Genomic DNA, 20,683 nt, shown 5'->3' with positions numbered 1-20,683 from the left:
GAACAAATACAAAATGTCAGAAACAAAAAAAACAACGGCACAGGAACTCAACGATGTGGAAGCCATTAAACAAGTAAAGGGGTTCTGGGGTCGTTTTTCTAAACCAATCACTTATGTTGGTGGTTTGATTATTTTATTGGCAGGTGGTTACCTCGCATATAAAAACTTTGTTGTAGGTCCGAAGGAATCAAAAGCAAACGATGCAATGAGCCGTGCTCAGATGTATTTCGCACAGGATTCATTAAACCAGGCATTAAACGGCGATGGCCCTAACGCAGGTTTCCTTAAGATCATTAAAAACTACAGCGGAACGAAAGCTGCAAACCTTGCAAATTATTATGCAGGCGCTATCTATCTCCGCAAAGAAGATTATAACAATGCTATTAAGCACCTCGAAGATTTTTCTACCGATGCAACACAAATACAAAGCGCTGCATGGCGCATGTTAGGTGATGCTTATATGAGCACCGATAAGAAAGATAAAGGTCCGGCTATGTACGAAAAAGCTGCAAAGCTGAACGAGAAAGATGAATTCACTTCATCGGAAAATCTGTTACGTGCAGCAATGGCTTATGAAGCAGTAGGTAATAAAGAAAAGGCTGCAGATTTATTAAAAGCATTGAAAGAAAAATATCCAAGATCAAACGGTGCAGGTCAGGCCGATAAATTTCTTGCACGCTTGGGTGTTGTTTCAAACGACTAAAAAATGCTAAACCCATTTTACTATGGCTGATGTTAGCAACAGCAATTTATACGCATTTAACACAGGCACTCACGATTTTTCGGGTGCCTGTGTTGTGTTAGTACGTACCGAATGGAATGCAACCATTATTGATGAACTGGAAAAGGGTTGCAGAAAGGTACTGGATGAATACGGAGTTAAACAGGTTGTTACTGTAACGATTCCCGGTGCAGTGGAAATAGGTTTTGCTGTTAAAGCTTACTGGGAAAGTAAGTCGAGACATCTGGGAACAAGACCACATGCATTTATTACACTTGGTTGTGTAATTCGTGGCGATACACCGCATTTCGATTATGTATGTAAAACAGTAACAGATGCAGTAACACAGCTGAACCTGTTGATACAGGTGCCAACGATCTTTGGCATTCTTACAGTAGAAAACCAGGAGCAGGCATTGGAACGGATTGGTGGTAAACACGGACATAAAGGCGAAGAAGCTGCCTTAACAGCGTTAAAGATGATTGCCCTCAATACCTCATTAAGAAAATAAAAAGCAGAGTTGTAACCGTTATATGAATGTACAGTTGTTTATACCATGCTTTGTAGATCAGTTGTATCCGCAAACCGCCTTTAATATGGTAAAGGTGTTGGAGAAGCTTGGTTGTACAGTTCATTACAATGCCAATCAAACCTGTTGCGGACAGCCGGCTTTTAATGCAGGTTTCCAGCACGAGTGTAAAGATGTGGCAACAAAATTCCTGAAAGATTTCTCCGGCTCTGATTTTATTTTAGCTCCCAGTGCATCTTGCACAGGCTTTGTACGTAACTATTACTCAAAAATATTCGACAACTCATCTGTTCACAACGAAGTAAAGGATTTAAGTAAACGTCTCTACGAATTCAGTGAGTTTTTAACCGATGTGTTGAAGGTGGAAAATGTTGGTGCAAAACTGGAGGGTAAAGCTACTTATCATGATAGCTGTGCCGGTTTGCGTGAATGCAAGATCAAAGAAGGACCACGTAAACTGCTCAACAATGTAGAAGGACTTGAGCTTGTTGAAATGAACGATGTTGAAACCTGTTGTGGTTTTGGTGGAACCTTTGCAGTAAAGTTTGAGCCGATCTCTGTAGCTATGGCCGATCAAAAAGTGAACAATGCATTAGCTACAGGAGCTCAGTACATGATCTCTACCGATCTTAGTTGTTTAATGCACCTCGAAGGTTATATTAAACAGAAAGGACATAATCTCCGCACATTGCATTTAGCCGATGTATTGGCGAATGGATGGTAAAAGAAATCGATAATCTTTTAATGGATAATTGATAATTTACCTCCTCGATAATTATCCATTTTTAATTACACAATTATCAATTATTATATGGCTCATTGGTTAATAAAATCAGAACCGTTTAAATACAGCTGGGATCAGTTTGTAAAAGACAAGCAAACGTTTTGGGATGGTGTGCGTAACTATGCTGCACGTAACAATCTCCGTGATATGAAGAAAGGGGATGAGGTGTTCTTTTATCACAGCAACGAAGGATTGGAAATTGTAGGTATTGCAAAAGTGGTGAAAGAAGCATACCAGGATCCAACGACAGACGAAGATGCGTGGGTAGTTGTTGATTTTAAACCTGTGCGTAAAATAAAAAAGCCTGTAACGCTTGCGCAGATGAAAGCCGATAAACGGTTGACGAATATGGACCTGTTACGCTTGGGTCGTTTAAGTGTGGGTAAAGTAACAGATGAAGAATGGAAGATTGTGTTGGAGCTGGCAGGTGAATAAGCTAAGAGTTTAAATAAGTGAAAAGAGTAAAGGAGTTGTAAAGCAACTCCTTTTTTATGCAGCTTAATTAAGGCTACTCTTTTTCTTCTTCCTCTTTTTAAAACTCTTAGCATTCTTTAACAATTAGCTTCGGTTACATTTTACAGTTAGTGGTATCAATCATTACTTATGAACGATACATCAGCAGTTGAATGATTTGCACGCCGGCAAATGAATTCAGCAAGTACTTCGCTGCTCCTGCATCTCTCTTCTCTTCTTAAACAATTAAACTTATCAAAATGAAAAAAATCATTTTGGCTGTCGTACTATTGGCAGCCGCAGGCGGAGCTTTGTATGTATATTTCAAACCAAAGCTTACAGATAAACCTTCAACAGTTGCTTATACTGAAACCATCCTCGGCGACTGGAAAATTGATTCAGTTGCCGCAAAAGATTCAAACAGTATTGGGTTGCTGGTAATGGCTCTCGACAGCAATCTTACCAATTATGCATTTCGTTTTGCAAAGGACGGATCGGTTACACAATTGCTCAACGATAGTGTTGTTCCTGTAAAGCGTAACTATATATTCAGCGATAGCGCCCATCTTGTTTTTAACGAAGGCGATTCGTTACAGGAAAAGCAACCCATGCAGGTATTGTTGCTTACAAACGAACAGCTGCATTTATTGAGCAGCGATAGTGTTACACTCTTCTTTAAGAAAGTAAAGTAACCTACTAAGCGCAGGCAACAATATTGCCTGCGCTTATGCATTTCAAACCATTCTGCATCCAATTAAAAACAATTTTATGCGTACATATTTTTACGCAGGCATCGTATGTCTGCTGCTGGTTGCTGCATGCAATTATGCCAATACAAAGGAGGAAGAAAAAACAGTTGCTCTTACAGATATTGCGATCAACAATATTGCTGTTGCAGATTCTTCTGCTGCATATGAAGAGCCTCAACAGATTCCTGCATCAGGCTCACCGCAACAAAGTAGCAAACCAAAAGCGCCATTGCAAACTCCTGAAAGCAAACCCGACTGGAACAAGAAGATTGTAAAAACAGCTTCTTTAAATATTGAAGTAAAAGAGTATAACAAGTTTAATCAGCTGCTGCATACTTCAGTTGCAAAATTCGGTGGTTATATTGCCAATGAACAACAAACAGAATCGGAATATAAAATCGAAAACACCGTAACCTTAAAAGTACCGGTTGATCAGTTTCAGGCAGCAGTCGATTTTCTTACAAATGGTGAGGGAAAGATCAACGAAAAGAATATTTCTTCAGACGATGTAACCACACAGTATGTTGATACCCGTTCAAGACTTGAAGCAAAGAAGCAGGTTCGTCTTCGCTACCTCGATCTGTTGAAGCAGGCAAAGAACATGGAAGAAATTCTGCAGGTTCAAAATGAGATCAACGATATACAGGAACAGATAGAAAGTGCAACAGGCCGCATCAACTATTTAGCAAACGCATCTGCAATGAGTACCATCAATCTTACCTATTACCAGGTACTGAATGCTGCTGTGCAGGAACCGGGTGAAGAAACCTTTTGGCAAAAAATAAAAGAAGCTGTAGGCAGTGGTTGGGAAGCTATTGGTGAAATTGTAATTGGGTTGTTATATCTCTGGCCTTTGTGGATGCTTGTTGCTGCTGTCTTGTGGTGGATACGCAGGAAAGGATTTTTTAAACAAACAAAAGTAACGCAGTAATAAGTAAAGCAGCGGATACATGATCGCTCATCGGTTATGTATTCGCTGCTGTTATTTTCAAAAACTCCTTTCGGTCGATCATTCTTGCACCAAGGCTTTCCAGATGGGGCGTGTAGATCTGGCAATCGATCAAAACAACTCCATCCTGTTGCAGTTGTTGCACAAGTTTTATAAAGGCATACTTACTTGCATTACTTACTTTGCTGAACATGCTTTCGCCAAAAAAAACATTTCCTATCCGCAAACCATATAAGCCACCAACCAATTCATTATTCAGCCATGCTTCGCCACTAAATGCATAGCCCAAGTTATGCAGCTTGCAATAAGCTTCTTCAATCTCATTGGTTATCCATGTTCCTTCAATAAGCTTACGTGTTTGTCCGCATAAATGAATTACTTCTTTAAAAGCAGTATTAAAGCGAAACTCAAATGCATTTCGTTTTAATAATTGCTGCATGCTTTTGCTGATGTAAAGTTCATCGGGAAAAACAACGCACCGGGGATCGGGGCACCACCATAGCGGCGGCTCATCATCGTTAAACCAGGGAAAAATGCCACTTCGGTAGGCGAGTAATAAGCGATCAGTTCTTAAATCGCCGCCAATAGCAAGTAAGCCGTTTGCTTTTGCTTTTTCTGCAGAAGGAAACCATAATTCATCTGTAAGAAGGGCGACGTTCATGTATCAAATAAGGTAAAAGAAAATAAAACGACAGATCAAACAATGGCTTCAACTGTTGCACCAATACCACGTTCGGTAATGGCATCGCAAAGCGGTTTTAAATCATCGTACGAGCCGTTTTTAACGGCGTATTTTCCTTTTGTATGAATAATCCAGGCACATTGCTCTGCCTGTTCGGGAGAATGATCACAAATGTCGATCAAGGTTTCAATAACCCACTCAAATGTGTTTACCTCATCGTTCCACATAATTAAGTGGCAGGGCTCTTCCACATCGGTTAATACATCCGTTTCTTCAAATTCTTTTGTATGGGTAGAAATTTGCGCCATCACACAAATTTAAAAAGAGAAAATAAATAAACAATTCTTTCGGTACTTAGCGCAACTAAAATGGTACGTTAATTGTCTAATGATGGTTGATTGTAAAATAAACGTATGAAATTCAGACTTCTGCCTAAAAAGAAAGCCCAGGACTCGCCCGTACAAGGGAAGGCTGTTGTGCTGTCTATCAACAGCACCAACAGGGGGCTCGATTTTTTGGTAGAGTTGTTTCGGAAAGTACGGCCTGCTGATGCCGATAATAAAGAGGAGGCCGAATTAAAGTTCCAGGCATTTTTATTTCAGTTGCAGGAAGATAAGTCGCTGTTGTTTTCTCTTCGCAGAGCTTTGCTTTCGCAGTTTAACAATAGTAACCTTTCAACAGCATTAACCGAAAGCGGTTTATTGAGTTCCCGTGGATTTATACAGGAGCTTACATCTAAAGTAAAGCACAAAATAATTCCGGCACTGCTACAGCCATCGGATTTCTTATATGTTATTGAACGTATTTTTTATAAAAGGAACGATTATGTATGGATGGAGAAGATCGATTCGCAACTATGGTCTTCTTTTTTTGAACGTTTAGGCTTTGAGGTTGATCTGCATGAGAAGGCTTTAAATCATCAGCTGCTCGAAGCTATGCAAACATTATCGTACCGTTTATCGATGATGGGGCTTGAAAAAGAAATTACAAAACAACACAACCTCGTAAGCGATGCAGCATTTCCTTTTCTTGAACAGAACAGATTGATAAATCTGTTAATAGAAAGAAAAAAAGGAACCCATAACCTGCAGGATGAAAAGGTATTGGCAGCAGGTATTTTTGAAGCGTTACATAATTGCTCACAAAGTATTATCTGGATCAAAGAACACCGCCGGAGTGTAGGTACAAGCCTTGCAGAAACATTTTTGCTTACACGTATGGAGCAGCATGTAGAACGTATGCTGTTAATTTTAGATGCAGTAGATAACGATAAGCGTTTTGATATCGATCGGTTTATTACTTATTTCATAACAGTAGTACGTAATCAAAACAGGAAAAACAGTTTGGGCGAATTTCTTTCGCAGAACATGGGGTTACTGGCTTACCAGATATCGGAACATGGCGGTAAAAAAGGTGAAACATTTATTACAAAAACCAAATCAGAATTCAATCGCATTTTCCTCAGCGCAATGGGAGGGGGCTTTATCATTTCCTTTATTGCAATAACAAAAAACCTGCTCGGCAAAATAACATTGGCTCCTTTTTGGCAAGGCGTTGCATACAGTACAAACTACAGTCTTGGATTTTTATTAATACAGGCAACAGGTTCAACACTGGCAACAAAACAACCTGCGTTTACAGCATCGTCTGTTGCAAGTTCGCTCGATAGTTCAAAACTTAAAGGCCGACCCGATCTTGACAATCTTGCTGTAACAGTTGCGCAGGTTTCACGAAGCCAGATAGCATCTTTTATCGGTAACCTCATTATTGTTTTTCCGTTAACCTATCTGCTTGCAATGTTGTTTTACAAAGCAACCGGAATTATGATTGCGGAAGGCGATGCAGCAACAGCTTTATTACAGGCACAACATCCGTTTAAAAGTCTCGCATTACTGTTTGCCTGTTTTACAGGGTTCTTTTTGTTTTTAAGCGGATTGATTGCCGGTTGGGTAGAAAACTATGTTGTGTATGCACAACTGCCGCAACGTATTCAACAACATCCAGCCTTGCACCATAGTTTAGGTAAAAAGCAATTGAACTGGCTGGCAAATACTGTAGAAAATAATTTAGGATCTATTGCCGGTAGTGTATCACTTGGTTTCTTTCTTGGTATGGCTTCATTTATAGGAAAGATATTCGGCATTCCTTTCGACATCCGGCACATTACGATTGCTGCCGGTAATACTGCCATTGGTTTTTTTGGAATGGATAAGCCAGTTGATTGGGCATATATGAGCATTATAATTTTGGGTGTTGCATTAATTGGCTTTCTCAACTTTTTTGTAAGCTTTGGTTTTGCTTTTTTTGTTGCTGTTAAGTCAAGAGGTATTAAGCTGAAAGATTATCCGGAGTTCTTGGGTATTCTATGGCGCTATTTCAGAAAAAATCCGCTCGACTTTATACGCCCGCCAAAAAATAATTTCAAATAATTTCTATTTTTTTTTGGCTGAATAAATCATCCTCTTATCTTTGCACTCCCAATCAAGGAAGCATAGCTCAGTTGGTTCAGAGCATCTGCCTTACAAGCAGAGGGTCCGCGGTTCGAGCCCGTGTGCTTCCACAAAAAAGCCTTCGAAATTTCGAAGGCTTTTTTTATTTGTACACTCTTTGGTAAGAGGGTATAAGTGCAAAATCTTAATTCTTTCAACAAGAAGTTAAACAGGCTTTTTATTTGCTTTTCTGGCCTTAACTTGTATGCTTGTAAAATAGCATTATCACATTGTAAACTTTGCAGACTCAATTACGGGATAAAACCAGGTAAGTTGAGATGTATGTGAAGTAGTCGTTACAGTATGGAGTTGTCACCTTTCTTTGAACTTACCCTCGATCTTGTTTTTGTAGCAGGAAGAGATGGCTTTTGTCGCAAAGTAAACAAAGCCGTAGTTGAGAAACTCGGGTATACACAGGAAGAATTATTTGCACGCCCGATTGCCGATTTTATGCATTCCGACGACAGGGCATCTACAAAAGTTGAACGGGAGAAATTACTCAACGGAGTTCCGCTTGTTAACTTCCAGAACAGGTATGTTACAAAACAAGGTACTGTTGTTTGGCTCGAATGGACATCGATTTATTTGCCTGATGAAGAAGTAGTCTTTGCCATTGCAAAAGACATTACCGTACGAAAATTGGCAGAGCTTGAAGTAGAAGCTAAATACAATCGTGTAAAAAGTATGGTAGGGCATTTTAAAGGAAATATTGAACGTGATCGAAAATATCTTTCCGTTGCCTTGCACGAAGAGCTGGCGCAATTACTGGCGGTATTAAAAATCGATATCGACTGGATCAAGGCAAGAGAAGAAATTTTACCAGCTCTCATCAACGAAAGACTTCAACATGCAACTGCCATTACAGAATTGCTGATGAAAACAATTCAACGAATATCGTTTTCAATCAGCCCCGGTATGTTGCAGGATCTCGGGCTTGTTGAAACATTGCGTTGGCATTGCAATGAGTTTTCTGTTATCAGTTCAATTTCATTTCGGTTGGAAGCTGATATGGAGGATATTAAGATCAATAAGGACTTGCAGCTTGATCTGTTTCGTATTTGCCAGGAAGCATTGCACAATATTGTTTACCACGCAGAAGCAAGTGAAGCAATAATCCGGATTGAAGAAACGGAGAAGATGATCCTTCTTACGATAAGCGATAATGGAAAAGGATTTCAGGTGAACCAGCAAACCAATACTCCCGGTTTGAATGTAATGCAGGAGCGTGCTGCTTCAATTCATGCCGATTTTGAAATAAGCAGCACAGCAGGAAGCGGAACAAAAATTTCTGTTGCTCTTCCGTTGAATTAATGGCTGATTTTATTGTACCTGGCTGATAAATCTTTTATGTAAATATTTCTGAAGTCAATCGGTTGTCCTTCGCTTTGCAAAGCAATAAATCCGCTGCTTAATAATTTGCCATCCTGTTTTATTTTCGGATCGAAACGGTTAACTACACCACCACCGATTTGAGGTTTGGAATATTGCAATACAGTATCTCCGTTAATGATATGTGTAATGAGCGAATCGCCTAATACAATCAGCTCAGCACTTACCCATTGTTCACCATCATAGGTTTTTGAAGTTGAGTTAATGCAATGCGATGGAACGATGGTTCCTTTTTGCACAACTTCTGTTCCGGGCGAACACATATTGCCGGTTGGTCTTGGCTTGCCATCGCTCAGTCCGCCGAGGAATTGCATTTCTACAGAAATCGGCCAATCTTGTTCCTTGGGCATGCTGTGTGGATCCTGTGAGTGAAACATAACTCCGCTGTTGCGTAAGGTATAAGAGGGCGCAGATTTATACCACTCCCCAACAAAACGATATTCAAGCTTCAGATGATAATAGGAATAAGGTGTTTTGTAATACAAATGACCGAACTGTTCATTGTAATCGCCATATTGATCGTAACGTACTTTGATCATATTGTCTTCCACTCGAAAAGTGTTGCCAAAGTTCACACCCACATCATGATGATGAATTTTTACAAACCAGTCGTTGATGTCTGTTCCATTAAAAAGTGAAACCCATTCGTTGGATTTATCTGACTGTTTTGCAGAGCGGCAACTGCACATGACTGCTGCTGCAAGAATTACGGTAAAAAGTAAATAGCGACGCATTCGTTGATGTATTGTTTTCGAAGATAGTTGAAAGAATGCAATTGAATAAATGAACACGATTGCGCAATTCCGGAAGCTTTTCCAGATTCAAGGATTATCTTATTTCTTAAAAGCAAATCTTTTTTTATAGCTTAAACAACGCCAAAGCCATTCTGCAGGGCCGTAGTTGTAATTCTTCAACCACCATTGACTTAAGGGCATTTGTAATAAAAAAACAATTAGCCCGAAAAGAAAGTAGCCTGTAATACCCCAACCAGGTTTTGAATAAATGAGTACAATAAATGCAATTATATTTTGTAAGATGTAATTGGTTAAAGTCATTTTTCCGGTAGCACGAAATGCTTCAAAAATTAAAATGAATTTGCTGGTACTCTGCAGCCAGATTATAGAAATAGATATAAACAGCATTACAACGAGGGCTTGCGGATAATAAAGGTTATAATACTTGTTAAATGGCCACTCGTAACGTGCAATAAAGAATTGCAACAGGTAGATAAGAGCAGAATTAAAAAAGCTGAACCAGAATATTTTTTTAATTACTTTTTTATTTGAAAGAAATCCATTGGTATCAAAAGCATTACTCCTTTCTAAAGCTGCTCCTATCAGAAAACAGCCTAACTGTATCAGATGGAAGATAATTAAATAGCTCAAGCGAAGCATCCATTTGTATCGCATATGTAAGTTCGCCTTAAGATAAGCTACAAATGTTCCTTCTTCATAAAGCGAATAAAAAGTATCTCTGTCTTTAGGAGAGAATAAAAGCTTGTGTTTTCCCAAATAAGATTGCAGAAGAGGAGTAAGAAGCAGAATTGCAATGCCAATTACAAATAGTTGCCGGCTGCAGCATTTATGAAAGGCTAATAGTAGTAAGCCGATAAAAGCGTAGTCATTCAATATATCTCCACCAAAAAACAAGGTATTGATAAATGCAAAAGCAAAAAGCCAAAACATCCTGGTAATGAAAAAAGCATATTTACCTGCGTTGTATTTGCTGATGTTTTTTAATAATGCAGAAAAGCCATATCCAAACAATATAGCAAGCAGGGGCCAGCCTTTTGAGCCAAATAGAAGTTCGGTAAAGTTTTCAATAAAAGTTGATGTTGCAGTTGAAGCTATTTCTTTACCATGCGTGTTCCAGCCATAAACACTTAAATAATTCATGATTACAACGCCAAGCAGCGACCATCCTCTAAGTATATCAACAACAGGAGTGCGCTGTTGCTGTGAAACTGGACTTAATTCTATCAAAAGGTTTTGTGGTGATTTTAAGTCTGCAAAAGTTAGTTAAGAATAGCAATGAACAGGAGTTTGTATACCGCAGTTCAGATTTTTCAAAAACGAAGATTATCTGAACTTATTGCCTTTGCATTTGCCTGAGTTATGTTTCGTGTACAGCCAGGTTATTTATTTTTTGCTTTATCGGGTCTGTCCTGGTAGCCCCAGTGCTGATCTTCTGAAAAATCTTTTCCATTGTATTTACCATGGCGTACTATACTCCATGCCAGTGCAAATACAACAACAGGAGAAAAGAAAAACATCAGATAAATAACGTTGATCCACAACCCGAACTGAATCAGAAGTACAAATAAAAGCAGGTAAAGGCTGGAGAGTAATACCATATAGTTTGTGTGCTTCAGCATGTTCAAACGTTTAGGCAGAGTTACTACTTGTAAACAGCGAAAATTGTTCCTAACTTTCCCTTACAAAGTTAAAAAATGAAACGATTGTTTTTAGCCTGCCTGCTCTTTTGTATTGCATTTGCAGGTTGTGTTAAAGATCAAGCTAAAGAAAACGATCTGCTTTTGGGAACCTGGCTCAAAACAGGAGCAACAGGGAATGCGCCAGCAGATACATTGGTTTTTTTGAAAGCAAACAATTTGTATAAACTGGATTTTAAATGCACAACAGCGCCTATGCTTGGCATACCGGCACGTGTATCGGCTGAGTATTTACTTTTAAACAATTCATTCTCGTTTCAGAATTACATGACTACGGCAAGCGGTATGTACACTGCAAGCAGTTTTACATGGATTAAAAAAGGAACTGAATTTGAAGTCAAGTTTCATCAGCTTGTGTTTTACATCTCGGCAGATTATACTGTTCGGTATACAAAAATGAATTAACACAAGAGGTATATATACAGAAAAGCCCTGCAATTGCAGGGCTTTCTTTGTTTATACTATACGGTTACTTCTTAAAACTTTTACTTACGATCAATTCTTTGCTTCCTGCAAGATAGCTGTAAAATCCTTCGCCACTCTTAACGCCTAATTTTCCTGCAGTAACCATGTTTACCAATAAAGGACAAGGTGCATATTTCGGATTGCCAAAACCATCCTGCAATACACGCAGAATTGCAAGGCAAACATCAAGACCAATAAAATCGGCTAACTGCAACGGGCCCATCGGGTGTGCCATACCTAACTTCATTACCGTATCAATTTCTTCCACACCTGCAACACCTTCGTACAAGCTGCAAATAGCTTCGTTGATCATGGGCATTAAAATGCGGTTGGCAATAAAGCCGGGGTAATCGTTCACAACACACGGCACTTTGCCTAATTGTTTACTCAGTTCCACAATTGCATCGGTTACTTCCTGTTTGGTTGCATAGCCATTAATAATTTCCACCAGCTTCATTACTGGTACGGGGTTCATAAAGTGCATGCCAATAACCATGCCCGGACGTTTTGTTACAGACGCAATTTTGGTAATGGAAATGGAAGAGGTGTTGGTAGCAAGAATACAGTTAGCCGGAGCAGCATTGTCGATCTCTTCAAAAATTTCCAGTTTCAGTTCAATGTTTTCTGTTGCAGCTTCTACTACTAATTCGGCATTCGTAACACCATCGAGCAAGTCGTGTGTGGTTGTAATGTTCTTTAGTGTACTTTGTTTTTGTTCTTCTGTCAGGACTCCTTTTGCAACCTGACGGTCTAAGTTTTTTGTAATGGTTTCTTTTGCTTTTACCAATTGGCCGGGGTTTACATCAATCAGTTTTACAGCAAATCCATTTTGGGCAAATACGTGTGCAATACCATTACCCATGGTTCCTGCACCTACTACAGCAATCTGTTTCATTTCTATGCTTTTTAAAGTTCTTGCAAGATAAGGAAAGCTTTGTGTTGAAGAAATGACGGGCATTACCAGTTGCTCTGATGCTTTTCCTTGTACTGCAAAAAGAATTGCCAACCTTTTAAGGTTGGCAATTCTTTTTGTGTTATGAACTTTCCACTTTTAATTTTTATTCTTAAAATCTCCCCGTTTCCAGGCCTGTATAAATTCGTTCCATGCAACAGGGTTAAAAATGTTTTGCGGACGGTATTGGCCACTGTAGAACTGTTGTTGCGAACTTTGTCTTTGTACATAGCGTGAATTTTCACTGCCATCTCTTGGCAAGGATTGCATCAATATTCTCGATTGAGCTGTTTTTGTATTTTGTCTGGCAATCTCAATTTTATCGTCCGGCACATCTGCATTTACAAATTCCCGTTCAAACTGTTCACGCCTTGGTCTTGCTTTAATAATTGTTGCAGGAAGGTAAACCGTATCAACAACCATCAGCTGTATAATGCTAAAAGAGTTGCCTTCGATGTTTGCAGGAATCTTTACTTCTTTAGGTTTAAATCCAACATAAGTAAAGTCGATAACATCGCCTTTCATCACAACAATACTGAAAACGCCCTGTTCGTTGGTAAAGGTTCCCCGGTTTTGGTTACGCACTTTTACAGTAACTGCAGGAAGGCCACGTAAACTGTCGGCGGTCATCACCACACCATATAATTGAACAACAGAATCTTTAAACGATTCAAATTGTGCTTTTACAGCAACTGGGGCAAACAATCCGGCCAGGAATATAAGGAGTAGAAATTTCTTCATCTGCTTCAAAAATAAGCTGAAAACATGATTTGCCTCATCTGTTGAAACCGAACTATGGTTAATTTTGCCCTTCGATCCACTTTTTTAACAAATACTACTACACATGACAAAGGAACAAGTGCTGCAGGCATTGAGTAATGTACAGGAACCCGACCTTGGCAAAGACCTCGTTACATTAAATATGATCAAGGATATTGAAATTGATGGCAATAAAGTGTCTTTTACGATTGTATTAACCACGCCGGCCTGTCCTATGAAGGATATGATGGGGCGTGCAGCTACCAATGCAATTGAATTATTGGTGAATAAAGATGCGGTGGTGATCGTGAATTTTACCTCTAACACCAGCAGTAACAGGAAAGATCCCAAATCGGTACTGCCCAACGTGAAAAATATTATTGCTGTTGTAAGTGGTAAAGGTGGCGTAGGTAAAAGCACGGTAAGTGCAAACCTTGCACTGGCACTTGCACAAGGTGGTGCAAAAGTAGGGTTGATGGATGCTGATATTTACGGACCAAGCGTACCCATTATGTTTGGCGTACGTGGTGAGCGTCCGAAAATGACTGAAATAAACGGCAAAGCCATGATTGTGCCGATGGAGAAATACGGCATTAAGTTTATGAGCATTGGTTTGCTGGTGAATGAAAAAGATGCGATTGTTTGGCGTGGCCCGATGGCCAGCAGCGCTATTCGCCAATTTGTAACAGATGTGCTTTGGGAAGAGTTGGATTACCTTGTAATTGATATGCCTCCGGGCACCGGCGATATTCATTTAACATTGGTGCAAACAGTGCCGGTAACAGGTGCAATTGTTGTAACCACACCGCAGGACATTGCATTGGCCGATGCGAAGAAAGCGGTTGCAATGTTTGGCCAGGCGCAGATAAAAGTACCTATCATTGGTTTGGTTGAAAACATGGCGTATTTCACACCTGCAGAGTTGCCGAACAACAAGTATTATATTTTTGGTAAAGATGGCGGCAAGCGTTTGGCCGATGAGTTTGATATGAATTTCCTCGGACAAATTCCGATTGTACAAAGCATTCGTGAAGGTGGCGATAACGGCAAACCTGTTATGGCAACCGATGAAGCAATTACCAAAAAAGCGTTTGAAGAATTTACTGCAGCAGCAGTACGCAGCATTGCAATGCGTAATGCCGAACTGCCTGTAACACAAACATTGGAAATTGTTTCGTAAGCAGCAGTTATACATTTTTAATGGCGGGTTTTAACCCGCCATTTTTTTTGGCACGATAATTTTATACCAGTTGCTGACAGGATTTTATTCAATCAATTTAAAACACATTGTATGGAAATTATTGTCACACTGCTGATAGGTGCAGTTGCCGGTTGGCTTGGAGCACAAATATTTAAAGGTCATGGGCTGGGTTTACTTGGAAACATTGTGGTAGGTATTCTCGGGAGTATTGTAGGCTATTGGGTATTGGGAAAACTCGGAGTAAGCTTTGGTGCCGGATGGATCGGTGCTATACTTACAGGTGCGTTGGGAGCCATTATTATATTGGCGATCATTAACCTGATATTCAGAAGTGCGAAATAGACATTGTGGTTACTGATAAAATGATGGCGGGTTTTTAACCCGCCATTTTTATAACCATTGTTTTATACTACTGTTTTTGCAGAACCTTACCTTTGGCGCATGTACAATTCTGCACAGTTCAAAGAAGAAGACCAACAGCAGGTAATTGAATTTATGAAAGCACATCCGTTTGCAATGCTCATCGGTAACAGTAATGGCCGTGCAGTTGCAACACAGGTGCCATTGATGATTGAAGAGCGGGAGGGTAAGTTGTTTTTACTTGGTCATATTACACGAAAGCAGGATCATCAATTGGTATTTGAAGAAAATGCAGAAGCACTCGTGATTTTTACCGGAGCACATGCGTATGTTAGTGCAACCTGGTACGAAAATCCGCAAACAGTAAGCACATGGAATTACAGCAGTGTACATGTAAGAGGTAAGCTGGTATTTTTAGATGAAGAAGGATTGATTGCAGCCTTGCGTAAACTTTCTCTGCACTACGAAAAACAAAATCAACAATCATCTACTGTGTACGATAATCTGCCGGCAGATTACGCTGCGAAAATGCTGAAAGCAATTGTTGGGTTTGAAATAGAAGTTGCATCTGTTGATCATGTGTTTAAGCTTAGCCAGAACAGAGATGCAAAAAGTTACGACCGTATTATTAATCGTTTAAAAGAAGAGGGAAGAGAAGCAGCTGAAGTGGCAAAGACGATGGAAGAACGAAAAGATAAAGTGTTTGGAAAATGAGAGCAATCCTTGTTTTTGGTTTATTGTTTTTCGTTTCTTGTTCATCCGTGAAGCCGTTTACTTGTACATGGATGAACCCATTAGATTACGCATACGACACATTAAATATGCAAACAACTTTCGATAAACAAGGCCATCGTGGTTGCCGTGGGTTGATGCCGGAGAATACGATCCCGGCAATGCTTCATGCATTGGATTTAAATGTAACAACACTTGAGCTGGATGTGGTTATTACAAAAGATAAACAGGTGCTGCTTTCGCATGAGCCGTTCTTTAATCATGAAATAAGTACCATTACGTACGGCACTTACGCAAATCCTGCAATAACAGATGCAAATGAAAAGTCATTCAATGTTTTTCAAATGACTTATGAAGAAATGAAACGATTTGATGTGGGACTAAAGCCTCATCCCCGTTTTCCGCAGCAGAAAAAAATCGCTGCGAATAAACCATTGCTCCGTGATCTGTTTGACAGTATTGCTGTTTACATGCAATCGCATAAACGTCCTCAACCATTTTTCAACATCGAAACCAAATGCCTTCCTGCAACAGATGGCATCTTTCATCCCAAGCCTCAAGAGTTTGTTGAACTGTTAATGACAGTGATCAAAGAAAAGAAAATGGAACAGTGGGTTATTATCCAGTCGTTCGATTTTCGTACACTACAATATTTGCATCAGCATTATCCCAACATCAAAACAGCTATGTTAATTGAAGATGATGATAAACGTGGCATTGAAATACAGATTGAAGCGTTGGGATTTATGCCAACAATTTACAGTCCGCATTATTCATTGGTAAATGTTGAACTGATCAAATACTGTCATGAAAAAAACATCAAAGTCATTCCATGGACAGTGAATACGAAAGAAGAAATAGAACAATTGAAGAAGCTGGGTGTTGATGGCATCATCAGCGATTACCCGGATTTATTTTAACTCATTTACCCCATTTGGCATTTTCGCCGGACAAGAACAAATAATATGAACTTTCAACCAACGCTTGCATTTGCACAACAACTCGATGCACAGGATGCATTAAAAAACTTTCGTAATGAATTTATTATTCCGGCTGAGAATGGAACTGCCAAACAGTATTTTCTTGGAAACTCACTGGGTCTTCAGCCAAAACGCACAAAAGAAAAACTGCAAACAATATTACACGATTGGGCAAAGCAAGGAGTGGAATCCTTCTTTCATGCCGAACAACCGTGGATGGATTATCACGATCGGTTAACAGGTCCGTTAAGTAAGATCGTTGGTTGCTTACCACACGAAGTAACGGTGATGAACAGCCTGAGTGTGAACCTGCATTTGATGCTGGTAAGTTTTTATCGTCCGCAGGGAAAACGTTGTAAAATTCTTTGCGAAGCAAAAGCTTTTCCCAGCGATCAGTATATGATGGAAACACATGTGCGGAATCATGGATACGATCCTGCTGATGCGGTTGTAGAAATCGCTCCACGTCCCGGTGAGCATACTATCCGCAACGAAGATATTCTGCAAAAGATCGTTGAGCTGCGTGATGAACTGGCATTGGTTTTATTTGCCGGTATCAATTACTACAGCGGGCAAGTGTTCGATATGCAAACCATTACCAAGCTGGCACAACAGGCCGGCGCTAAAGTTGGTTTCGACTTGGCGCATGCGGCCGGTAATATTGAAATACAATTGCATAACTGGAATGTTGATTTCGCCTGCTGGTGTAATTACAAATATTTGAATGGCGGTCCCGGTGCTATTGCTGCAGCTTATGTGCACGAACGTTATCATAAAGATGCATCGATGCAACGTTTTGCAGGCTGGTGGGGTTATGAAAAAGCAACTCGTTTTCAAATGGAGAAAGGGTTCAAACCAATCCAAACAGCAGAAGGCTGGCAGTTAGGTACACCGCCGTTGTTGTTGTATGCATCTTTACTTGCATCGTTAGAAATAGTTGAAGAAGCTGGTTGGAGTAACATCAATGCAAAACGTAAGCAGTTAACAGCTTATTTCTGGTATATACTTGATGAGGTAAACAAGACACAAGCCAGCCCTATCATTGAATTTATCACTCCACGAAACGAAGCTGAGCATGGTTGCCAGGTAAGCATGAATATGCTGCAGCGGGGCAAGGAAATTTATACTGCTTTAATGGAAGCCGGTTATTTTGTTGACTGGCGTGAGCCTTCGGTGATCCGTTTAGCACCTGTTCCTTTGTATAATACATTTGAAGAGGTGTGGAAGTTTGGGGAGCAGTTGAAGAAGATTGTAAGTCGGTAAGACAGATAGACCGTAAGTCCGAAAGACGGGAAGTCAGAAAGCATTATTCTCAGCGTTTTGCAGAGTGATTCTTCCGGACTTTCCGACTACAGACTTCCGACTTTCTTTATCTTCGCCGCATGACAAGGCAGCAACTCGTAGAACAGATCCATCAGAAGCAATCGTATTTATGTGTGGGGTTAGATACTGATCTAACAAAAATTCCCAAACATTTGCAATCACATCCTGATGCCATTTTCGAATTTAATAAAGCCATCATTGATGCTACGTTGCCGCATTGTGTTAGTTACAAGATCAATACTGCGTTTTACGAAGCAATGGGTTTGAAGGGCTGGGAGGCAATGGAACGCACGGTGAATTATATTCCTGATACACATTTTAAAATTGCTGATGCCAAGCGTGGCGATATCGGTAACACCTCTACACAATATGCCCGTGCTTTTTTTGAAGCCATGAATTTTGATGCCGTTACTGTGGCACCTTATATGGGTGAAGACAGTGTACGTCCGTTCTTAGAATATGAAGGTAAATGGGCCATTGTACTTGGATTAACATCAAACAAAGGCGCAAACGATTTTGAATTGAAACAATTGGTAAGCGATAATGGTGAAGCACATCTTCGTGCAGAATTTTTGTATGAACGTGTTTTACGTTCAGTAGCAAAATGGGGCACGCCCGATAACCTGATGTTTGTTGTTGGTGCTACACAACCTGAAGAATTTTTAAATATCCGCAGTATTATTCCCGATCATTTTTTACTGGTGCCCGGTGTTGGTGCACAAGGCGGCAGCTTAAAAGATATTTCGGAAAAAGCAATGGTAACTGGCCCCGAACCTTCAGTGAATGGCTCCGTACCTTCAGGTCGGAGTGATGTAGGTTTATTAGTTAACGCAAGCCGTGCAGTTATCTACGCATCAGGCAAAGAAGATTTTGCAACAGAAGCAAAAGCCATTGCAGAGCAATACCAGTTTGAGATGAAGAGTTATCTCGGCTGATTTAAATCTTGTTAAAATATCATTCATCTCTATTTGTCGGTTTGCAGATAATATTTCTGTTGTTATCTTGTTTGCAAATACAACGTATGAAATACATTCTTCCTTTACTGCTGTTGATTTCTGTTAACAATGCATTCGCTCAATCTGCTGAAACTATTTTAAAAGAGGCATCTGCAAAAGCAAAAGCAGAGAACAAAAAAGTGATTGTTCTTTTTCATGCAAGCTGGTGTGGCTGGTGTAAGAAGATGGATATTTCAATGAGTGATCCGGTTTGTAAAAAGTACTTTGATGATAATTTTATAACGGTACATCTCACAGTAGATGAGTCGGCAGATAAAAAGCATCTTGAAACACCCGGTGCAGATGCGGTTAAGAAAAAATACAAAGGTGAAACAGCCGGTCTTCCTTTCTGGCTTATACTCGATGCCGATCAAAAATTACTTGCAGACAGTTATATGCGTAAACCTGGCATATCGAAAGAAGAAGCAGGTGAAAATATCGGTTGCCCGGCAAGTGAAGAAGAGGTAGCTGCGTTTATTTCAATACTTCAACAAACAACAAATCTTAAAAAAGAAGAACTGACGATTATTGCTGAACGTTTCAGAAAAAATCAATCCTGATTTATTTTGCAAGTTTCAGTATAACATCTGCAACAAGCTTTGCCCAACGTGCATAATCTTTTGCTGAAGGATGCAACCCATCTTCCGCAACCAATGTTTTATCAGTTGCAGCTTCTCTTGTAAACGCAGTAATGTTAATGTAGTGAACCTTGTACTTCTTCGCTATTTTTTCATTGATGGCATTGAATGCGTCGATCTCTTTTGCAATTTTCTTTTTATCTCTGTCTTTTGCAAAAGGCGTTACTCCCCAATCGGGAATACTCAGCACAATTACACGATCTGTTTTGTCACCAGCATAACCTATTGCCTGTTGCAGTAATTCTTCAAACTGTTGTGCATATTCTTTTTCGCTGCGTCCACGATATTGGTTGTTTACACCAATCAGCAGCGTAACAAAATCAAACGGTACTGCTAAGCGTACCCGGCTTAATTGTTCCTGCAATTCATCAGTGGTCCATCCTGTTTTGGCAATAATTGCAGGATCGTCAATGTTGATCTTTTCTTTTCGTAACAATTCAACCACCTGGTGCGGAAAGTTTTTTTCTAAAGCAACACTTTCACCAATCGTATACGAATCGCCTAAAGCTAAATAGGTAAGTGGTTTTGTTTGTGCAGATGCCATACTCATCATCAATATGCAGATAAAAATTGAAAGGTAAGTTTTCATCGTCATTAATTTTCAGGAATACCTGTTTTAAAACTGCCGCTGCCCATTGTCCACCACGTACGAATATCATACGTTAATCGTCCGGCAATAACAGCAGGATCGGTTTTTACCAACGCTTCAATTTCTTCTTTCGTTTTACAGCCCGGTGCCGATGCATCAAAGATGAACAGTCCAACCCAGTCGCCACCATCACCAAACGGTCCGGCTACTTTTAGTTTTCCTTCTTTATGCAGTCGTGCCATATTCGCCATGTGGCCTTCCTGTATTTTAGCAGCTGTTGCAGAATCCTGCGAACGGTTAGCACCTTTCAGTAACATCACAAACCAGTAAGGTTGTATTTTATCTTTTGGCTTTTCTGTGTTTTGTTGTGCATATGTTGCTGAAGTGATAAACAGCAACACAAAAAGAATAACTGGCCTCATACAAAGGGGTTTAGATGACCAAAAAGTACAACTTTTTTGTGTGGATGCCCACACGTACATTTGTTAACTT

General features: G+C 39.8%; 25 protein-coding genes and 1 tRNA gene. 17 read left to right on the top strand and 9 right to left on the bottom strand.

The window, feature by feature from the left end; all coding sequences use genetic code 11:
- The first annotated feature begins 13 nt into the window (after window positions 1-13).
- The 6 genes from ESA94_RS04735 (at window position 14) to ESA94_RS04710 (ending at window position 4,167) form a co-directional block, all read left to right on the top strand.
- Window positions 14-703 carry a tetratricopeptide repeat protein gene (locus ESA94_RS04735; RefSeq protein WP_129129693.1) on the top strand — a complete coding sequence of 230 codons (690 nt, stop codon included), beginning with the start codon at window positions 14-16 and terminating at the stop codon, window positions 701-703.
- Window positions 704-725: 22 nt separating this feature from the next.
- Window positions 726-1,232 (top strand): 6,7-dimethyl-8-ribityllumazine synthase, encoded by a 507-nt coding sequence (gene ribH / locus ESA94_RS04730; RefSeq protein WP_129129692.1) that lies wholly within the window; start codon window positions 726-728, stop codon window positions 1,230-1,232.
- A 22-nt stretch (window positions 1,233-1,254) separates the two neighbouring features.
- On the top strand, window positions 1,255-1,974 hold the full coding sequence (locus ESA94_RS04725; protein ID WP_129129691.1) for a (Fe-S)-binding protein: 720 nt from the start codon (window positions 1,255-1,257) through the stop codon (window positions 1,972-1,974).
- An 87-nt stretch (window positions 1,975-2,061) separates the two neighbouring features.
- Window positions 2,062-2,469 carry an EVE domain-containing protein gene (locus ESA94_RS04720; RefSeq protein WP_129129690.1) on the top strand — a complete coding sequence of 136 codons (408 nt, stop codon included), beginning with the start codon at window positions 2,062-2,064 and terminating at the stop codon, window positions 2,467-2,469.
- Between the two features lie 278 nt (window positions 2,470-2,747).
- Window positions 2,748-3,179, top strand: coding sequence for a hypothetical protein (locus ESA94_RS04715; protein WP_129129689.1), 432 nt, complete (start codon window positions 2,748-2,750; stop codon window positions 3,177-3,179).
- A gap of 76 nt (window positions 3,180-3,255) precedes the next feature.
- The gene (locus ESA94_RS04710; RefSeq protein WP_129129688.1) at window positions 3,256-4,167 is read left to right on the top strand and encodes a DUF4349 domain-containing protein; all 912 of its coding nucleotides are present in this window, start codon (window positions 3,256-3,258) and stop codon (window positions 4,165-4,167) included.
- 34 nt (window positions 4,168-4,201) lie between these two features.
- On the opposite strand, the gene aat is transcribed toward ESA94_RS04710, so the two are convergent.
- Window positions 4,202-4,846: a leucyl/phenylalanyl-tRNA--protein transferase gene (gene aat / locus ESA94_RS04705; protein ID WP_129129687.1), complete on the bottom strand. Its 645-nt coding sequence runs from the start codon at window positions 4,844-4,846 to the stop codon at window positions 4,202-4,204.
- Between the two features lie 35 nt (window positions 4,847-4,881).
- Window positions 4,882-5,175 (bottom strand): ATP-dependent Clp protease adaptor ClpS, encoded by a 294-nt coding sequence (locus ESA94_RS04700; protein WP_129129686.1) that lies wholly within the window; start codon window positions 5,173-5,175, stop codon window positions 4,882-4,884.
- Window positions 5,176-5,280: 105 nt separating this feature from the next.
- Between ESA94_RS04700 and ESA94_RS04695 the strand changes: the two genes are divergently transcribed.
- The 3 genes from ESA94_RS04695 (at window position 5,281) to ESA94_RS04685 (ending at window position 8,667) form a co-directional block, all read left to right on the top strand.
- The gene (locus tag ESA94_RS04695) at window positions 5,281-7,296 is read left to right on the top strand and encodes a hypothetical protein (RefSeq protein ID WP_129129685.1); all 2,016 of its coding nucleotides are present in this window, start codon (window positions 5,281-5,283) and stop codon (window positions 7,294-7,296) included.
- 56 nt (window positions 7,297-7,352) lie between these two features.
- Window positions 7,353-7,427 (top strand) — tRNA-Val (locus tag ESA94_RS04690).
- Window positions 7,428-7,659: 232 nt separating this feature from the next.
- Complete coding sequence (locus ESA94_RS04685; protein WP_129129684.1) at window positions 7,660-8,667, top strand: PAS domain-containing sensor histidine kinase; 1,008 nt, start codon at window positions 7,660-7,662, stop codon at window positions 8,665-8,667.
- Here the strand turns inward: ESA94_RS04685 and ESA94_RS04680 are convergent.
- From ESA94_RS04680 to ESA94_RS04670, 3 genes are all read right to left on the bottom strand, one after another.
- The gene (locus ESA94_RS04680) at window positions 8,664-9,479 is read right to left on the bottom strand and encodes a 3-keto-disaccharide hydrolase (RefSeq protein WP_129129683.1); all 816 of its coding nucleotides are present in this window, start codon (window positions 9,477-9,479) and stop codon (window positions 8,664-8,666) included. The genes ESA94_RS04685 and ESA94_RS04680 overlap by 4 nt on opposite strands.
- Window positions 9,480-9,578: 99 nt before the next feature.
- Complete coding sequence (locus ESA94_RS04675) at window positions 9,579-10,727, bottom strand: DUF418 domain-containing protein (protein ID WP_129129682.1); 1,149 nt, start codon at window positions 10,725-10,727, stop codon at window positions 9,579-9,581.
- Between the two features lie 152 nt (window positions 10,728-10,879).
- Window positions 10,880-11,119: a hypothetical protein gene (locus ESA94_RS04670; protein WP_129129681.1), complete on the bottom strand. Its 240-nt coding sequence runs from the start codon at window positions 11,117-11,119 to the stop codon at window positions 10,880-10,882.
- A gap of 75 nt (window positions 11,120-11,194) precedes the next feature.
- Between ESA94_RS04670 and ESA94_RS04665 the strand changes: the two genes are divergently transcribed.
- Window positions 11,195-11,602, top strand: coding sequence for a hypothetical protein (locus tag ESA94_RS04665; protein WP_129129680.1), 408 nt, complete (start codon window positions 11,195-11,197; stop codon window positions 11,600-11,602).
- A gap of 64 nt (window positions 11,603-11,666) precedes the next feature.
- On the opposite strand, the gene ESA94_RS04660 is transcribed toward ESA94_RS04665, so the two are convergent.
- A complete protein-coding gene (locus tag ESA94_RS04660) occupies window positions 11,667-12,557 on the bottom strand; it encodes a 3-hydroxyacyl-CoA dehydrogenase family protein (protein WP_129129679.1) in 891 nt (296 codons plus the stop codon).
- Window positions 12,558-12,713: 156 nt separating this feature from the next.
- Window positions 12,714-13,355 carry a carboxypeptidase-like regulatory domain-containing protein gene (locus ESA94_RS04655; RefSeq protein WP_129129678.1) on the bottom strand — a complete coding sequence of 214 codons (642 nt, stop codon included), beginning with the start codon at window positions 13,353-13,355 and terminating at the stop codon, window positions 12,714-12,716.
- 103 nt (window positions 13,356-13,458) lie between these two features.
- Between ESA94_RS04655 and ESA94_RS04650 the strand changes: the two genes are divergently transcribed.
- The 7 genes from ESA94_RS04650 to ESA94_RS04620 all read left to right on the top strand — a co-directional run bounded on the left by ESA94_RS04650 (window position 13,459) and on the right by ESA94_RS04620 (window position 19,524).
- Window positions 13,459-14,553 (top strand): Mrp/NBP35 family ATP-binding protein, encoded by a 1,095-nt coding sequence (locus tag ESA94_RS04650; RefSeq protein WP_129129677.1) that lies wholly within the window; start codon window positions 13,459-13,461, stop codon window positions 14,551-14,553.
- A 111-nt stretch (window positions 14,554-14,664) separates the two neighbouring features.
- A complete protein-coding gene (locus tag ESA94_RS04645) occupies window positions 14,665-14,916 on the top strand; it encodes a GlsB/YeaQ/YmgE family stress response membrane protein (RefSeq protein ID WP_129129676.1) in 252 nt (83 codons plus the stop codon).
- Between the two features lie 99 nt (window positions 14,917-15,015).
- Entirely contained in the window at window positions 15,016-15,648 is a 633-nt protein-coding gene (locus ESA94_RS04640) for an FMN-binding negative transcriptional regulator (RefSeq protein WP_129129675.1), read from the top strand.
- Window positions 15,649-15,719: 71 nt separating this feature from the next.
- Complete coding sequence (locus ESA94_RS04635) at window positions 15,720-16,586, top strand: glycerophosphodiester phosphodiesterase family protein (RefSeq protein ID WP_129129674.1); 867 nt, start codon at window positions 15,720-15,722, stop codon at window positions 16,584-16,586.
- A gap of 45 nt (window positions 16,587-16,631) precedes the next feature.
- On the top strand, window positions 16,632-17,909 hold the full coding sequence (kynU, locus tag ESA94_RS04630) for a kynureninase (RefSeq protein ID WP_129129673.1): 1,278 nt from the start codon (window positions 16,632-16,634) through the stop codon (window positions 17,907-17,909).
- 119 nt (window positions 17,910-18,028) lie between these two features.
- Window positions 18,029-18,904 (top strand): orotidine-5'-phosphate decarboxylase, encoded by an 876-nt coding sequence (gene pyrF / locus ESA94_RS04625; protein ID WP_129129672.1) that lies wholly within the window; start codon window positions 18,029-18,031, stop codon window positions 18,902-18,904.
- A gap of 86 nt (window positions 18,905-18,990) precedes the next feature.
- A complete protein-coding gene (locus ESA94_RS04620; protein ID WP_129129671.1) occupies window positions 18,991-19,524 on the top strand; it encodes a thioredoxin family protein in 534 nt (177 codons plus the stop codon).
- A 1-nt stretch (window position 19,525) separates the two neighbouring features.
- Here the strand turns inward: ESA94_RS04620 and ESA94_RS04615 are convergent, their stop codons facing one another.
- Window positions 19,526-20,191, bottom strand: coding sequence for an SGNH/GDSL hydrolase family protein (locus ESA94_RS04615; protein ID WP_129129670.1), 666 nt, complete (start codon window positions 20,189-20,191; stop codon window positions 19,526-19,528).
- Window positions 20,192-20,196: 5 nt separating this feature from the next.
- Window positions 20,197-20,613, bottom strand: coding sequence for a YciI family protein (locus tag ESA94_RS04610; RefSeq protein WP_129129669.1), 417 nt, complete (start codon window positions 20,611-20,613; stop codon window positions 20,197-20,199).
- Between the last annotated feature and the right edge of the window lie 70 nt (window positions 20,614-20,683).

This window comes from Lacibacter luteus (assembly GCF_004118265.1).
GTDB lineage: Bacteria > Bacteroidota > Bacteroidia > Chitinophagales > Chitinophagaceae > Lacibacter > Lacibacter luteus.
The sequence above is the reverse complement of the archived record's forward strand: the minus strand, read 5'-3'. Positions and strand labels throughout refer to the sequence as shown.

Excerpts from the sequence above, each read along its gene's own strand:
- ESA94_RS04725 (WP_129129691.1), top strand. The coding sequence starts at position 1,255 with ATGAATGTACAGTTGTTTATACCATGCTTTGTAGATCAGTTGTATCCG.
- ESA94_RS04680 (WP_129129683.1), bottom strand. The coding sequence starts at position 9,479 with ATGCGTCGCTATTTACTTTTTACCGTAATTCTTGCAGCAGCAGTCATG.
- kynU (WP_129129673.1), top strand. The coding sequence starts at position 16,632 with ATGAACTTTCAACCAACGCTTGCATTTGCACAACAACTCGATGCACAG.
- ESA94_RS04615 (WP_129129670.1), bottom strand. The coding sequence starts at position 20,191 with ATGAAAACTTACCTTTCAATTTTTATCTGCATATTGATGATGAGTATG.
- ESA94_RS04650 (WP_129129677.1), top strand. The coding sequence starts at position 13,459 with ATGACAAAGGAACAAGTGCTGCAGGCATTGAGTAATGTACAGGAACCC.
- ESA94_RS04735 (WP_129129693.1), top strand. The coding sequence starts at position 14 with ATGTCAGAAACAAAAAAAACAACGGCACAGGAACTCAACGATGTGGAA.
- ESA94_RS04695 (WP_129129685.1), top strand. The coding sequence starts at position 5,281 with ATGAAATTCAGACTTCTGCCTAAAAAGAAAGCCCAGGACTCGCCCGTA.
- ESA94_RS04670 (WP_129129681.1), bottom strand. The coding sequence starts at position 11,119 with ATGCTGAAGCACACAAACTATATGGTATTACTCTCCAGCCTTTACCTG.
- ESA94_RS04665 (WP_129129680.1), top strand. The coding sequence starts at position 11,195 with ATGAAACGATTGTTTTTAGCCTGCCTGCTCTTTTGTATTGCATTTGCA.
- ESA94_RS04620 (WP_129129671.1), top strand. The coding sequence starts at position 18,991 with ATGAAATACATTCTTCCTTTACTGCTGTTGATTTCTGTTAACAATGCA.
- ribH (WP_129129692.1), top strand. The coding sequence starts at position 726 with ATGGCTGATGTTAGCAACAGCAATTTATACGCATTTAACACAGGCACT.
- ESA94_RS04660 (WP_129129679.1), bottom strand. The coding sequence starts at position 12,557 with ATGAAACAGATTGCTGTAGTAGGTGCAGGAACCATGGGTAATGGTATT.
- aat (WP_129129687.1), bottom strand. The coding sequence starts at position 4,846 with ATGAACGTCGCCCTTCTTACAGATGAATTATGGTTTCCTTCTGCAGAA.
- ESA94_RS04710 (WP_129129688.1), top strand. The coding sequence starts at position 3,256 with ATGCGTACATATTTTTACGCAGGCATCGTATGTCTGCTGCTGGTTGCT.
- pyrF (WP_129129672.1), top strand. The coding sequence starts at position 18,029 with ATGACAAGGCAGCAACTCGTAGAACAGATCCATCAGAAGCAATCGTAT.
- ESA94_RS04640 (WP_129129675.1), top strand. The coding sequence starts at position 15,016 with ATGTACAATTCTGCACAGTTCAAAGAAGAAGACCAACAGCAGGTAATT.
- ESA94_RS04645 (WP_129129676.1), top strand. The coding sequence starts at position 14,665 with ATGGAAATTATTGTCACACTGCTGATAGGTGCAGTTGCCGGTTGGCTT.
- ESA94_RS04610 (WP_129129669.1), bottom strand. The coding sequence starts at position 20,613 with ATGAGGCCAGTTATTCTTTTTGTGTTGCTGTTTATCACTTCAGCAACA.
- ESA94_RS04715 (WP_129129689.1), top strand. The coding sequence starts at position 2,748 with ATGAAAAAAATCATTTTGGCTGTCGTACTATTGGCAGCCGCAGGCGGA.
- ESA94_RS04685 (WP_129129684.1), top strand. The coding sequence starts at position 7,660 with ATGGAGTTGTCACCTTTCTTTGAACTTACCCTCGATCTTGTTTTTGTA.
- ESA94_RS04635 (WP_129129674.1), top strand. The coding sequence starts at position 15,720 with ATGAACCCATTAGATTACGCATACGACACATTAAATATGCAAACAACT.
- ESA94_RS04655 (WP_129129678.1), bottom strand. The coding sequence starts at position 13,355 with ATGAAGAAATTTCTACTCCTTATATTCCTGGCCGGATTGTTTGCCCCA.
- ESA94_RS04720 (WP_129129690.1), top strand. The coding sequence starts at position 2,062 with ATGGCTCATTGGTTAATAAAATCAGAACCGTTTAAATACAGCTGGGAT.
- ESA94_RS04700 (WP_129129686.1), bottom strand. The coding sequence starts at position 5,175 with ATGGCGCAAATTTCTACCCATACAAAAGAATTTGAAGAAACGGATGTA.